12 protein-coding genes are annotated in these 14680 nt (G+C 63.4%); 4 read left to right on the top strand and 8 right to left on the bottom strand.

Annotated elements, in window-relative coordinates:
- Window positions 1-14: 14 nt before the first annotated feature.
- The 8 genes from ACLFLU_RS31070 to ACLFLU_RS31035 all read right to left on the bottom strand — a co-directional run bounded on the left by ACLFLU_RS31070 (window position 15) and on the right by ACLFLU_RS31035 (window position 9725).
- Window positions 15-914 (bottom strand): SMP-30/gluconolactonase/LRE family protein, encoded by a 900-nt coding sequence (locus ACLFLU_RS31070; RefSeq protein ID WP_426408535.1) that lies wholly within the window; start codon window positions 912-914, stop codon window positions 15-17.
- Window positions 915-1086: 172 nt separating this feature from the next.
- Window positions 1087-2325, bottom strand: a complete 1239-nt coding sequence (locus ACLFLU_RS31065; protein ID WP_426408534.1) for an ABC transporter substrate-binding protein — start codon at window positions 2323-2325, stop codon at window positions 1087-1089.
- A gap of 41 nt (window positions 2326-2366) precedes the next feature.
- Window positions 2367-3848 (bottom strand): ATP-binding cassette domain-containing protein, encoded by a 1482-nt coding sequence (locus ACLFLU_RS31060; protein WP_426408533.1) that lies wholly within the window; start codon window positions 3846-3848, stop codon window positions 2367-2369.
- A complete protein-coding gene (locus ACLFLU_RS31055) occupies window positions 3848-4774 on the bottom strand; it encodes a branched-chain amino acid ABC transporter permease (protein WP_212298767.1) in 927 nt (308 codons plus the stop codon). The genes ACLFLU_RS31060 and ACLFLU_RS31055 overlap by 1 nt, the downstream gene beginning before the upstream one ends.
- Before the next feature lies 1 nt (window position 4775).
- Window positions 4776-5651, bottom strand: a complete 876-nt coding sequence (locus tag ACLFLU_RS31050; protein ID WP_211384649.1) for a branched-chain amino acid ABC transporter permease — start codon at window positions 5649-5651, stop codon at window positions 4776-4778.
- 91 nt (window positions 5652-5742) lie between these two features.
- Window positions 5743-6987: an ABC transporter substrate-binding protein gene (locus ACLFLU_RS31045; RefSeq protein WP_426408532.1), complete on the bottom strand. Its 1245-nt coding sequence runs from the start codon at window positions 6985-6987 to the stop codon at window positions 5743-5745.
- Between the two features lie 262 nt (window positions 6988-7249).
- On the bottom strand, window positions 7250-8368 hold the full coding sequence (locus ACLFLU_RS31040; RefSeq protein WP_426408531.1) for a D-alanine--D-alanine ligase family protein: 1119 nt from the start codon (window positions 8366-8368) through the stop codon (window positions 7250-7252).
- A gap of 133 nt (window positions 8369-8501) precedes the next feature.
- Window positions 8502-9725, bottom strand: coding sequence for an SMP-30/gluconolactonase/LRE family protein (locus ACLFLU_RS31035; protein ID WP_426408530.1), 1224 nt, complete (start codon window positions 9723-9725; stop codon window positions 8502-8504).
- Window positions 9726-10112: 387 nt separating this feature from the next.
- Between ACLFLU_RS31035 and ACLFLU_RS31030 the strand changes: the two genes are divergently transcribed.
- The 4 genes from ACLFLU_RS31030 to ACLFLU_RS31015 all read left to right on the top strand — a co-directional run bounded on the left by ACLFLU_RS31030 (window position 10113) and on the right by ACLFLU_RS31015 (window position 14632).
- Window positions 10113-10358 (top strand): hypothetical protein, encoded by a 246-nt coding sequence (locus ACLFLU_RS31030; RefSeq protein ID WP_426414113.1) that lies wholly within the window; start codon window positions 10113-10115, stop codon window positions 10356-10358.
- 683 nt (window positions 10359-11041) lie between these two features.
- Window positions 11042-12604 (top strand): 2-isopropylmalate synthase, encoded by a 1563-nt coding sequence (locus ACLFLU_RS31025; RefSeq protein ID WP_426408529.1) that lies wholly within the window; start codon window positions 11042-11044, stop codon window positions 12602-12604.
- A gap of 201 nt (window positions 12605-12805) precedes the next feature.
- Complete coding sequence (locus tag ACLFLU_RS31020; protein WP_426408528.1) at window positions 12806-13810, top strand: TRAP transporter substrate-binding protein; 1005 nt, start codon at window positions 12806-12808, stop codon at window positions 13808-13810.
- 213 nt (window positions 13811-14023) lie between these two features.
- Window positions 14024-14632 (top strand): Spy/CpxP family protein refolding chaperone, encoded by a 609-nt coding sequence (locus ACLFLU_RS31015; RefSeq protein WP_426408527.1) that lies wholly within the window; start codon window positions 14024-14026, stop codon window positions 14630-14632.
- Window positions 14633-14680 lie beyond the last annotated feature (48 nt).

Below are 14680 nucleotides of genomic sequence, written 5' to 3'. Positions count from 1 at the left end.
CGCGCCGTGCGCCCCTACACCGCCGCCCGTGTGTTGAGGTAGATCGAATAGAGCGAGGTCTGGCCGCAGATGTAGAGGCGGTTGCGGCGCGGGCCGCCGAAGCAGACATTGGCGACGATCTCGCCGATCGGGATTGTGCCGAGATGCGTGCCATCGGCTGCGTAGCAGAACACGCTGCGGCCCGCCGACGTCCAGATGTTGCCATGGATGTCGCAGCGGAACCCGTCATAGAGCCCGTCCGGGCAGGTGGCGAACAGCGAGGCCTCTCCGACTGTCTGCCCCTTGACCTCGTAGAACCAGATCGTCGGCGGAAGCCCGCGAACATGGGTCGCGCCGGTGTCGGCGACATAGAGCAGGCTTTCGTCCGGCGAGAAGGCCAGCCCGTTGGGCTGCACCCGGTCGGACACGACGCGCGTGATGGCACCCGAGCTGCCGTCGATCCGGTAGACGTTGGAGGCGCCGATCTCTGACGGGCTCTGCTGTCCTTCATAGTCGCTGTCGATGCCGTAAGTCGGATCGGAGAACCAGATCGAATTGTCGGACTTGACGACGACGTCGTTGGGCGAATTCAATCGGCGGCCCTCGAACGCATCCGCCAGCACGGTGATGGAGCCATCGTGCTCGGTCCGGGTGACGCGCCGCATGAAATGCTCGCAACTGACCAGCCGCCCCTGGCGATCGGTCGTGTTGCCGTTGGAATTGAAGCTCGGCGCGCGGAACACCGACACCGATCCGTCGGTCTCGTCGAAGCGCATCATCCGGTTGTTCGGAATGTCGGACCAGATGAGGTAGCGCCCGGCGGGAAAATAGGCGGGGCCTTCGGCCCAGCGGCAGCCGCTGGTGAGTTTCTCGAGATTGACATGGCCGAAGACCAGCCGCTCGAAGCGAGGGTCGTGGGCGACATAGGGGAGCATGTGTCCTCCTTGATAAGCCGCAGATTCTTAGGTTGCCTGCGTGCTGTCCTTAGTTTGATCGACCCTGCCAAATTTGCAAGCGTGCTGCACGTCAATGGCGCATCGAGACAGAAAACGAAATGCCCGGGAGAGGCCCGGGCATCACGCGTTTGCGAAAGCGTTCTTCCGCTTCTTATTGCGACAGCTTCACAAAATTCGGAAACTTCAGCTTGCCTTCTGCGACCTTCTCCGGCCACACCGTGACCTGCTTGCCGTCCTGCCACTGGAAGACGAGGCCGGTCACTGCGCCGGCACCGTACTTGATGCCGTGGGTGAACTCGTCGTCCTTGCCGTAGAACTGGATCTGGCCGATCGTGCCCTCGAAATTGGTCTTCTCCATCTCGGCGACCATTTTGTCCGGATCGGTCGAGCCGGCGCGCTTGATGGCGTCGGTGATGATGTAGACCTCGTCATAGGCGGTATAGCCGGTATAGGCCGGCGGCATGCCGTACTTGGCCGCGAACGCCGCCGCAAACGGCTTCGTCTTGGAGGTGACGGCGACGTCGGCCGTCGACACCGCGAAAGACGGCACGCCGTCGGCGGCGCCATTGGTGTCCTTCCAGAAAGTCGGGCTCAGCGCCTGCGCGCTGATGCCGAACATCGGGATCGGCACCTGCTGGTTCTTCCACTGCACCGTCGGCTGCACGCCGACATGCGAGATGCCGGTGACGATCACGTCAGGCTTCTTCGCTTCGATGTTGTTGAAGATCGGCGTGAAGTCGGTGGTATCGGGCGAGAAGCGCACATGCTCGACGACCTTCAAGCCCGCCTTCGGCAGGCAGGCCTCGTAGCCGATGTCGAGCGGCTTGGTCCAGGCGGCGTCCTCGCTCATGATCGCGACGGTCTTCATGTGCATCTTGTCGACCAGCAGATCCTTGGCCGCGTCGCAGACGATCTGGGCCTGCGCCGCCGAGGTCAGATAGCCGTGGAAGCTGTACTTGTTCTTCTCGTAATCGTTGTGAATTGCCTTGGTGATCTCGTTCGAGGCGGCACCCGGGGTGATCAGCGGTATCTTCAGCCGAGCGGCCCAGGGCTCGAGCGCCAGCACGACCTCGCTGATATAGCTTGCGATCACGGCCGAGACCTTGTCCTCGCTCACCGCGCGCTGGAAGGCTCGCACCGAGTCGGCCGAGGAGCTCTTGTTGTCATAGGTGACGATCTCGACCTTGCGGCCGAGGATGCCGCCCTTGGCGTTGATCTCGTCGGCGGCAATCTGCGCGCCGCCGGGTGTCGCAGCGCCCGCGATCGACTGCACCTCGGCGATGACGCCGATCTTGATCGGATCGGCCGACTGCGCGTAGGCGGGGGCGGCGAGGCACAGCGCCAGCGCGGAGGTGAGGAGGCCAGAGCCCAGAATTGTCGATGATCGCATGGTCGTTTCCTTTTCCTTGTTTTGTTATTGATACGCGCGAACTAGAGAAAATCGGCGCCGGCCTCGGCGGCGAAGCGGCCGGGATCGCCCTCCCAGACGATCCTGGCGTGCTCCAGCACATAGACGCGGTCGGCATGCGGCAGCGCGAAAGTCACGTTCTGCTCGCCGAGCAGCACCGTGATCGATGTGGTCTGCCGCAGCTTCTCCAGCGCCTTGGACAGGAGCTCGAGGATGACGGGCGCAAGCCCCAGCGTCGGCTCGTCCAGGATCAGGATCTGCGGCTGCATCATCAGCGCGCGGCCGATCGCCAGCATCTGCTGCTCGCCGCCGGACAGCGTCTGTGCCAGCTGTCCCTGACGTTCTTTCAGGATCGGGAATAGCTCGAACAGCCAGGCGAGCTGCGCCGCGCGCTTGTCGTCGGTCAGATGCTGCCCGCCGAGGTCGAGGTTTTCGCGCACACTCATCTCGCCGAACAGCTCGCGCGATTCCGGGCATTGCACGAGGCCGCTGCGCGCGATCTTCGCCGGACTGGTGCCGCGGAGCTTTTCGCCGCCGCGGATGATCTCGCCGCTATAGGGCAGGAAGCCGGAGATGGTGTTGAACAGCGTGGTCTTGCCGGCGCCGTTGAGGCCGACGATGGAGACGAACTCGCCCTCGTGGATGTGGATCGAGACATTCTCCAGCGCCTGCGCCTTGCCGTAATGCACGCTGATATTCTCGACCTGGAGCAGCGGCACCTTGTCCGTGAAGCTGGTCTCGGGCCGCGCATGGGTCTCGATGGCGCCGCCGAGATAGACGCGCCGCACGGTCTCGTTCTTCATGACATCGTCGGCCTTGCCGGTGACGATCTCCTCGCCGAGATACATCGCGAGCACGCGGTCGACCAGCGCGGCGACGCTCTTGACGTTGTGGTCGACCAGCATCACCGCACGGCCCTCATCGCGGAAGCTGCGGATCAGGTCGGAGAACATTTCGACCTCGCCACGCGTCAGGCCGGCGAAGGGCTCGTCGACCAGCACGACCTTAGGATCGCGCGCGATCGCCTTTGCGAGCTCGAGCCTTCGCAGATCGGCGAAGGGTAGCGTCGGCGGGCGGCGGTTCATCACGCTGCCGAGGCCGACGCGGTCGGCGATCCATTTGGCACGCTCGAGCAGCGCCTTGTCCGGAAACAGCATGAACAGGCTGTCCGGCAGCAGCGCCACCATGATGTTCTCCAGCACGGTCTGCCGGTTCAGCGGCCGCGAGTGCTGGAACACCATGCCGAAGCCTTTGCGCGCGATCTTGTGCGCGGGCAGGCCGGCGACGTTTTCACCCTCGAAGATCACGTCGCCTGCAGTTGGGCGCTCGATGCCCATCACGCTCTTCATCGCGGTGGATTTGCCGGAGCCGTTTGGCCCGATCAGGCCAAAAATCTCGCCGCTGTTGACCTCGAAGCCGAGATTTTTCACCGCCGTCAACCCGCCGAACCGTTTGGTCAGGCCGCGGACTTCGAGCACGGGCCGGTTTGAAAGCCTCTGATCCATTACGAGCGAGCCTCGCGCGAGAGGGCCGCTCCGAGGAAGCCGCCGGGGAAGAACAGGACGACGAGGAGGGCGACCGCCGAGACGATGAAGGTCGCAAGCTCGCCGGTGGGGCGCAGGAATTCGCCGGCGACGATCAGGAAGATCGCGCCCAGCGCGGCGCCGAGCACGGTGCGGCGGCCGCCGAGCACGGCCGAGACAATCACATTGACGCCGACCGCGACGTCGACGACGGTGCCGACCGAGGCGGTGCCGAAGTAGAACACCAGGAGCGCGCCCGACAATCCAGAGAAGAACGCGCTAACGATGAAGGCGGCGAGCTTGTGCTTGACGATGTTGAAGCCCAGCGCGCCGGCCTGCACTGGATCCTGGCCGCTAGCCTGCAGCACGAGGCCGATCGGCGATTGCGACAGGCCGTAGAGGATCGCGGCCGAGATCGTCATGAAGCCGAGCGCGATCCAGTAATTGGCGCCGGCATTGATGGTGATGACGTCGGGGATGGTCAGGCCGATCTCGCCGCCGGTGAGGTCGGCAAACACCACGATGAAATTCTGCAGCATCAGCACCGCGACCAGCGTGGTCAGGCCGAAATATGGCCCGCGCACGCGCAGCGCCGGCAGCGCCAGTACGAGGCCGGCGATAACGGAGGCGAGCGCGCCGAGCACGATGCAGAGATAGACCGACCAGCCGAACTGGGCATTGAGGATGCCGGCCGTGTAGGCGCCGACGCCGATCAGGAAGGTCGGCCCGAAATTCACTTCGCCCGCGAAGCCGAACAGCAGGTCCCAGGCCATCGCGAACACGCCGAAATAGAACGCGACGGTGAGGAGGCCGAGCACATAGCCGGAGACATAGAGCGGCAGCGTGGCTGCGATGATCACGAGCGCCAGCGAGACGAAGAACAGGCGCGAGGTAAAGAAGCCGGCCATTTCAGCGCCTCCCCAGAAGGCCCTGGGGCCGGATGTACATCACGAAGACGAGCAGCAGCAGCGCCGGAATAGTGCGGTAGGCCGGCGAGACCAGATAGGCCGTCAGCGTTTCGAGATAGCCAACCACGAAGGCTGCAATCAGCGAGCCGGAGACGCTGCCGAGGCCGCCGAGCACCACGATCGAGAATGCGCTCGCGGTCAGCGGTCCCACGCTGTAGGAGCTGACGCCCAGGAACATGCCGAGCAGCACGCCGGCGATGCCGGCCAGAATGCCGTAGATCCCCCACACGACGATGTAGATGTTGGTGAGCTCGAGCCCGAGCAGCGTGACGCCGCGCGGGTTCATCGAGGCCGCCAGCACCGCCTTGCCGGTGCGGGTGCGGTTCACCAGCAGCCACAGCAGCGCGATCACGAGGCAGCACACGATCGCCGTGAAAATCTCGTTCTTCGGCGTGCGGACGCCGAGGATCTCGACAACGCCTTCGACGATCGGCAGCACGGTCTTGGCGTTGTTGGTGAAGAAATAGGCGATCAGCTCCTGGATCATGATGCCCCAGAGCAGCGTTCCCGTGAGGACGAAGATCTCCTTCTCCTCATTCGGGATGCGGCGGGAGTCTTGGATCGGCTTCACCACCGCGAAATAGGTGGCGAAGGCGGTGAGGAGGGCGACTCCCACCCCGATCAGCGCGCCGGCATAGGTGCCGACATTGAGTACGCTGGCGGCGGCCCAGGCCGCCACTGCTGCCGCCACCATGATGGCACCGTGGGAGAGGTTGAGCACGCCGGAGACGCCGAAGATCAGTGTGAAGCCGGTGGCACCTAGAGCGTAGAGGGCGCTGATGGCAAAGCCATCGATCAGAATCTGGAAAGCTCGCATTGATGATTGGCCAAGAGTCTCACTTGAGGGAAGGTGCTGCGGGACGCCGCAAATGGAAGCTCCCGGGAGGTCGTCCCGGGAGCGTTTCCTGCTAGTTCGAGAGCTTGATGAAGCTCGGGAACTTGATATCGACCTTGGCGACGTCCTTGGGCCAGACGGCACTCTGCTTGCCGTCCTGCCATTGCAGCATCAGCCCGGTGATCAGGCCCTTGCCGTATTTGATCGAGTGCGTGAACGGATCGTCCTTGCCGTAGAACTGGACGCGGCCGATCGTGCCTTCCCAGTCGGTCTTCTCCAGCGCATCGACCAGCTTGTCGGCGTCGGTCGAGCCGGCGCGCTTCACGGCGTCGGCGATGTAGTAGACCTCGTCATAGGCGGTGTAGCCGGCATAGGACGGGTAGTTGCCGAACTTCTTCTTGAAGTTTTCCGCGAACGGCACCGACTTCGGCGTCACCGCGACGCCGGGTCCGGAGACGCCTTGATAGAGCACGCCTTCGGCGGCCTGGTTGGTGTCCTTGCCGAAGGTCTCGTTGGTCGCCTGCGAGGAGATGCCGAACATCGGGATCGGCACCTGCTGGTTCTTCCACTGCACCGTCGGCTGCACGCCGACATGTGAGATGCCGGTGATGATCACGTCGGGCTTGGAGCCCTCGATCTTGTTGAAGATCGGCGTGAAGTCGGTCGTGTCGGGCGAGAAGCGGATGTGGTCGAGCACCTTCAGCCCGATCTTGGGCAGGCATTCCTCGTAGCCGATGTCGAGCGGCTTGGTCCAGGCGGCGTCCTCGCTCATGATGACCGCCGTCTTCATGTGCATCCTGTCGACGAGCAGGTCCTTGGCGCCGTCGCAGACCGAGAGCGCCAATGCCGCCGAGGTCAGATAGCCGTGGAAGGTGTACTTGTTCTTCTCGTAATCGGCGTGGACGCTCTTGCTGATCTCGTTGGAGGCCGCGCCGGGCGTGACGAACGGGGTCTTCAGCCGCGAAGCCCAGGGCTCCAGCGCCAGCACCACTTCACTAATATAGCTGGCGATGACCGCGTTGACCTTGTCCTCGTTCACCGCGCGCTGGAAGGCGCGTACCGAGTCTGCCGAGGAGGAGTGGTTGTCGTAGCCGATGATCTCGATCTTGCGGCCGTCGACGCCGCCATTGGCATTGATCTCGTCGGCGGCGAGCTGCGCCGCCTGCGGGATCGATGCGCCGGCAATCGCCTGGGCTTCCGCGATCACGCCGATCCTGATCGGATCGGCCGCAAAGGCCGGGCTTGAGGCTGCCAATACTACGCCGGTCGCGGCCGCACCAAGCGCACTTCGCAATGCACCAGAGAGTGCTCTATTCATATTGTTCTCTCCCTTGAACCAAGCTTCTTTGAGCTATTGGTGCGGGACTATAACGGCGAGAGAATCCTCGGCAAGTGAAACTGTATTCAGGATTGTACGATGGGGACTAAAGTCTAGCGCTTGCGCAAAATGCAGGCAGTGCTGGTTTATTCCAGCAGGTCAGGCATGCGGGGTTCGTCGGAGACGACGTACGGCGCGAAAGGTCAATCACAACCGCCGCATGGCTTGTTTCCTGACCCGCGCCTACGTTTGAGGAGACAACCTAACTCGAATAGCCGCGTTCCAGGGCATGACGCTGCTGGTAGCGATCCAGCGCCAGATGGACGAGGCGCGTCAGCAGCTCTCCATATGGCACGCCCGAGGCTTCCATCATCTTCGGATACATGCTGATTGACGTGAAGCCGGGCAGGGTGTTGATCTCGTTGAAACAGAATTCGCCGGTTTGCCGATCGAGGAAGAAATCGACCCGCGCGAGGTCGCTGCATTCGAGGGCCGCGAACACTTGCACTGCGAGCGCGCGCACGCGCTCCATCTGTGCCGGGTCGAGCCTGGCCGGAAGATCGACGCGGGCGCCGTCGGGATCGAGATATTTGGCCTCGTACGAATAGAATTCGTGATGGGCGTTCGGATTGAGCTCGCTGGCGACGCTTGCAAACAGCGTCTCGCCCTCCAGCACCGCAACCTCGATCTCGCGCGCGTCGATGCCCTGTTCGACCAGCACCTTGACGTCATAGCGAAACGCATCATCGAGCGCGGGCCCAAGTGCTTCCCATGTCTTGACCTTGTGAATGCCGACACTGGAGCCCATGTTGCACGGCTTGACGAACACCGGAAGGCTCAGACCCTCGACCGCCCTGGTGAGGGACGCGGCGCGATCCGCGGCGAAGGCCTTGCGGGTGAGCACGCGATAGGGCGCGACCGGAACGCCGGCGAATTCCGCGAGCCGCTTGGCGACATCCTTGTCCATGCTGACGGCGGAGGCGAGAACGCCCGACCCGACATAGGCGACCTCGGCCAGCTCCAGGAGGCCCTGCACGGTGCCGTCCTCGCAAAGCGGGCCGTGCATGACCGGAAAGACGACGTCGATCTCGATCGTATCAGCTGCGCCTTCGGAGATCGGCACGAGAACGCCGCGTCCATCGGCGCCTCTCGCGAGCCGCATCTCGGGCGTATCGGGCAGGATCGGCAATGACGGCTGCGCCGGGTCGATCGCAGCAAGATCGTTCCATTGCCACCGACCCGTCTTGTCGATGGAGACCGGGATTACCTCGAAGCGCGCACGGTCGAGATGCCTGAGCACGGAGGCCGCCGATTTCAGCGAGACCTCATGCTCGCCGGACCTGCCGCCATAGAGAACAACGACGCGAATTTTGTCTGCCATGGCTCAATTATCACGCGCTCTGTCCGGAAGTCACCTCTCTTGCCTCAAGGTATCTGCACCGATGCGACCATCGAAACAATGAGGCGCCAGCAGGGCATGCCGGCGCCTCGTCGCAATTCAGCTCACGCCTGCTTTAGCCCGGCGCTGCGCCCTGTGTCGCCGTGTACACGGCGTAGAGCGACTGGCTCGCGGCCATGAACAGGCGGTTGCGCTTCGGTCCGCCGAAGGTGATGTTGCCACAGACTTCCGGCAGGCGAATGCGGCCGAGCAGCTTGCCGTCCGGCGACCATGTCGTGACGCCATTGTAGCCGACCGCGCGGCCAGCGTTGCTGGAGGCCCAGACATTGCCGTTGACGTCGCAGCGCACGCCGTCCGGCCCGCACTTCACGCCGTCGATCACGCAATCGGAGAAGAGCTTCAGGTTGGACAGCTTGTTGTCCGCGCCGACATCGAACACGAAGATCTCGCCCTTGCCGCCGGGGCCGGTGTCGCCCGGTCCCTTGCCGGTCGAGATGACGTAGAGTTTCTTGAAATCAGGCGAGAAGCACAGGCCGTTGGGATCGGGCACCTGCTCCTCGGTGACGACGAGATCGACGCGGCCGCTTGGGTCGATGCGATAGCAATTGGTCGGCAGCTCGCGCTTGCCAGGTGCGAAGCCGGCCGGCTGTCCGATCCGCGGATTGAGCTTGCCGGGCGCATTGCTCGGCCCGCCCGGGCCGTCAGGTTCGCCCTCATAGAGCTGGCCGCCATAGGGCGGATCGGTGAACCAGTAGCTGCCGTCGGGATGGGCGACGACGTCGTTCGGCGAGTTCAGCTTCTTGCCGTTGTAGTTGTCGCAGAGGATCGTTGCGGTGCCGTCGTTCTCGTAGCGCGTGACCCGCCGGGTCAAATGCTCGCAGGAGAGCTGGCGGCCCTGGAAGTCGAACGAGTTGCCGTTGCTGTAATTCGACGGCGTGCGGAACACACTGACATGGCCGTCATCCTCGCTCCAGCGCATCTGCCGGTTGTTGGGAATGTCACTCCACAACAGATATCGGCCCTGCGCGCTCCACGCCGGGCCTTCGGCCCAGAGCACGCCGGTGAAGAGCCGCTTGATCGCGGTGTTGGGCTGCGCGAGATCGTTGAAGGACGGATCGACCGCGATGATGTCGGGGTCCCAGAAATATGTGGTTGGCGCGCCGCGGGGGCTGAAGTCGCGCGGCGGTGTGGTGATCGTCGTAGGCGGGGCGGCAGGGCCGGTCTGGGCCAGCGCTGAGCCCGTTCCGGCCATCGTGGCCGCCGCACCGAGCGCAAGTCCCTGGACCAGCGTCCGTCGTGAAAGCGCGGCATCCTGCTCACGCTGCTGTTGGCGTGTCATTCGCGTCCTCCCGGGTCATGTTCAGCTGGCCGGTTGATCCGGCCAAGCAACCCAAGGTTAGTCCCATTCATCCGCGGTTGCGAGTGCGTCGGTCGCAACCAAAGCATGCAACAATGGCGCTGCCGTCTTTCCTCGAGCCACGTTGACAGGCACGAGAAGCCATTAGGCCACGTCGCTGTTGAATTCGTTCCATGCGTAACCGGATGGGGCCAGCGCGGCCCGTGCGGGAATAAATGTGAACGGCCGTTCTGCACGGTGTGACGCGACAATTCGCGCGCGCTTGGGAATGACTTGGGGAATTAACCGAGCCCCAGTTTGGGCCCTGTCAAGCCTTGACGTTGCCTCTATTGCTGCGCAGAAATCTTGAGAGAAAGGCCGCAGATAATGGTGCAAGGTGTCATCACATTGATCGTGTTGCTCGGGATCGCGTATGCGGCCGGGTATTTCACGCGTGATTTCAAGTCCCGCAAACGGCGTGCCGACGCGCGCCGCTCGGGCCGCTACATTCAGCCGGACTGGCTTAGCCCCACCGTTCCCGCCAACACCAACGAAACCCCGCTCCCCGCCATCGGTGAACTCGGCCAGATGCTGGATCGCTGGGAGACCAGGGCCCGCTTGCGTCGCACGGGGTAGGCTGATCGCCCGACACATCGGCAGGTTCGTAGCCGCCCCATGCGGGCTACAAGTGCTCGCGTTGTCCGACGGGCAAAACACGCAAGCACTGAGTCAATCGGCACGCATCAAAATATTCTAATTTACAGAAATTCCTATTTTGCGAATACGTCGTCCATCCTGATCCGGTGAAAAGGCGAAGCAATCCGGACTGCCGCCGCGGAGAGACTCTGGATTGGCTTCGCTGCGCTCGCAATGACGAGTTCTTGGCAACGGCGGCCCAATGATCGCGCAGAAGAGCGTCTTGGTGCGGCCGGCCGCCGGAAGCGGCCCCGCAAGCTAGGTCAGTCCCTCTGACCATCTTTTGGCGTTGCAGTTGCTGCCATTTCTCGTCTAGAAACGACGCACTGAGCCTCCCGGCAACCAACCGTCAACGGTTTTGACCGAGTATTTGGGGCTCAAAGGGTCTGGCAATGCTGATTCGCGGCCAAATCGATGGGATTTCGGGGGAGGTGGCTCTGGCCGCCGCCACGATCCCGGCTGCGCTGCTGCCCACCCTCCTTATTGGCGGCCTCCTTCTTACTTGCCCCTGAGGGCCGGCTGGGCGCCACGCGCCTGGGCGCTCAGGGGTTGGTCGAGATCACCGGACACCTCAAGCGCCCAGCAGAGACTGACGGCGCGAAAGCTCAAAAGGAAATTTGATAATGGCCCCCGCGAACAAGTCCGATAAGGACCGCGTCATCATATTCGACACCACGCTGCGCGACGGCGAGCAGTGCCCCGGCGCCACCATGACCTTCGAGGAGAAGCTCGAGGTCGCTGAGCTCCTGGATGATATGGGCGTCGACGTCATCGAGGCCGGCTTCCCCATCACCTCCGAGGGCGACTTCCAGGCGGTGAGCGAGATCGCCCGCCGCTCCAAGAACGCCGTCATCGCCGGCTTGTCGCGTGCGCATCCGGCCGACATCGACCGCTGCGCCGAAGCGGTGAAATTCGCCAAGCGCGGCCGCGTCCACACCGTGATCGCGACCTCGCCGCTGCACATGCGGGTGAAGTTGAACAAGACGCCGGAGCAGGTGATCGAGACCTCGGTCGCGATGGTCGCCCGTGCCCGCAACCAGATCGACGACGTCGAATGGTCGGCCGAGGACGGCACCCGCAGCGAGATGGAGTATCTCTGCCGCATCGTGGAAGCCGTCATCAAGGCCGGCGCCACCACGGTGAACATTCCCGACACCGTCGGCTACACCACGCCCGACGAATACACCCACTTCATGAAGACGCTGATCGAGCGCGTGCCGAACTCGGACAAGGCGGTGTTCTCCGTGCACTGCCATAACGACCTCGGCATGGCCGTTGCGAACTCGCTGGCCGGCGTGGTCGGCGGCGCGCGTCAGGTCGAGTGCACCATCAACGGTATCGGCGAGCGCGCCGGCAATGCCGCGCTCGAAGAGATCGTGATGGCGATCAACGTCCGCAACGACAAATTCCCGTTCTGGAACAAGATCGACACCACGCAGCTGACCCGCGCCTCGAAGGTGGTGTCGGCGGCGACCTCGTTCCCGGTGCAGTACAACAAGGCCATCGTCGGGCGGAACGCGTTCGCGCATGAGAGCGGCATTCACCAGGACGGCGTGCTGAAGGATGCCTCGACCTACGAGATCATGCGGCCCGAAATGGTCGGCCTGAAGCAGTCCTCGCTGGTGCTCGGCAAGCATTCCGGACGCCATGCCTTCGTGCACAAGCTGGAGGAGATGGGCTACAAGCTCGGTCCGAACCAGCTGGAAGATGCGTTCACGCGGATGAAGGCGCTCGCCGACCGCAAGAAGGACATCTACGACGAGGACATCGAGGCGCTGGTCGACGAGGAGATGGCGGCGTCACACGACCGCATCAAGCTGACCTCGCTGACCGTGATCGCCGGCACCCATGGCCCGCAGCGCGCGACCATGAAGCTCGACGTCGACGGCCAGATCAAGATCGAGGAGGCCGAGGGCAACGGTCCGGTGGACGCAGTGTTCAACTGCATCAAGCGCCTGGTGCCGCACGAGGCCAAGCTCGAGCTGTATCAGGTCCACGCGGTCACCGAAGGCACCGACGCGCAGGCGGAAGTGTCGGTGCGGCTGTCGCATGAGGGACGTGCGATGACGGCGCGCGCGGCGGATCCCGACACGCTGGTGGCGTCGGCAAAGGCCTATCTCGGCGCGCTCAACAAGATCGTCATGAAGCGCCAGCGCGACACCGTGACGACGGCGGCGGCGAGCTGAGCTTGCTGTCTTCGCCTCTCCCGCTCTTGTCCGCCGAAGCCTTGGCGAAGGCGGATGCGGGAGAGGCTGACGCGCCTTCATCATGAATAGCAGCCCTGCTAACTGCCAATAGCACTTAGGGACGCCGGCCTGTATTGAAGGGCCTGGCATGGGGATAGGCCGCCCGCGCGACGGGCGGCCCAAAAACAACAGGGAGAGATCATGCGCATCTTCGCGACCGCCGCGTCCATCGCGGTCCTGGCACTTGGCTTGGCCGTTCCGGCATCGGCCCAATCGCCGATCATCATCAAGTTCAGCCACGTCGTCGCGACCGACACGCCGAAGGGCAAGGCGTCCGAGAAGTTCAAGGAGCTCGCCGAGAAGTACACCGGCGGAAAGGTCAAGGTCGAGGTCTATCCGAACTCGACGCTGTACAAGGACAAGGAAGAGCTGGAGGCGCTTCAGCTCGGCAGCGTGCAGATGCTGGCACCGTCCAACTCCAAGTTCGGCCCGCTCGGCATTCGCGAGTTCGAGGTGTTCGATCTGCCCTATATCCTTCCCGACCTGAAGACGCTGCGGAAGGTGACGGAAGGCCCGCTCGGCCTCCGGCTGCTCAAGCTCCTGGACACCAAGGGCATCACGGGGCTTGCCTATTGGGACAACGGCTTCAAGCAGATGAGCGCCAACAAGAAGCTGGTGGCACCCGCCGATTATCAGGGCGTCAAGTTCCGCATCCAGTCCTCGCGCGTGCTGCAGGCGCAGTTCAAGGCGCTCGGCTCGCTGCCGCAGGTGATGGCGTTCTCGGAAGTCTATCAGGCGCTGCAGACCGGTGTGGTCGACGGCCAAGAGAACACCTGGTCGAACATCTATACCCAGAAGATGCACGAGGTGCAGAAGTACATCACCGAGACCAATCATGGTTACATCGGCTATGTCGTGATCGTGAACAAGAAGTTCTGGGACGATCTGCCGGCCGACATCCGCGACCAGCTCTCGAAGGCGATGAAGGAAGCGACCGATTTCAACAACGCGCAGTCGCAGAAGGAGAACGACGACGCGATGGCCGAGATCAAGAAGAGCGGCAAGAGCGAGATCATCAAGCTCACGCCGGAGCAGGACGAGGCGATGCGCAAGGCGATGGAGCCGGTCTACAAGGACGCCGCAGGCCGCGTCGGCCAGCCGCTGATCGACGAGTTCCTGAAAGAATCCAAGAGCACGACGAACTAGGTGCACTGCAAACTGGTTTGAACGAATTGTGAAGAATGGTCTTCCGTGCAGACTGCACGGAGGCCATTTTTTGTTGCGGAAGATGTCAGTGCTGCTGAACAGACATTCAAGTGCGTTACATCTCTGAAAGAACGCCTTCTCTGTCCAAGATGTAAGTTGCACCTTGGCGTTCCGACCCTCATCTTCAGGACATCCTTCCAGAGGAGGTACGTCATGAGGAAGTTCACCATCGCCGCCATCGCCGTGCTCAGCATCGCCGGCTCGGGCGCGGTCTATGCCCAATTTCACCGCCCGTGGATGGAACACTTCCACCACATGCGCATGAATCCCGAAGATCGCGCCGCCTTCGTCGACGCGCGGATCGCCGCGGTCCATGCCGGGCTGAAGCTCAACGCCGACCAGGAGAAGCTGTGGCCGCCGGTCGAGGCCGCCGTGCGCGACCTCGCCAAGCTGCGCATCGACCGCGCCAATGCGCGGATGAACGCCGGTCCCGGCGACGATGCCAAGAACGGCGATAAGAACGCCGACAAGCCGGACGATCCGGTCGCCCGCCTGCGCCAGCGTGCCGACGACATGGGCGCGACCTCGGCTGCGCTGAAGAAGATCGCCGACGCGGCCGACCCGCTCTACAAGAGCCTCGATGACGGCCAGAAGCGCCGCCTTGCCATGCTGACCCGCCACCGCGGCCCGTTCGGCGGCGGCGAGGACGGCCCGCCCCGCCACTTCATGGAGCGTGGCATGGACCGGATGATGGAACGTGGCATGGACCACTTCCGCGGCCACGACCGCGATGACGGCCCGGATCGGGAAGGGCGTCTTTGAGCGCTCCGGGATTTCCCGGTATTAACCCTAGAGAAGCCGCTGGAATCC

The sequence above is a fragment of the Bradyrhizobium ganzhouense genome (assembly GCF_049949285.1).
Classification (GTDB): domain Bacteria; phylum Pseudomonadota; class Alphaproteobacteria; order Rhizobiales; family Xanthobacteraceae; genus Bradyrhizobium; species Bradyrhizobium ganzhouense.
This window is presented reverse-complemented; position numbering and strand designations above follow the sequence as displayed.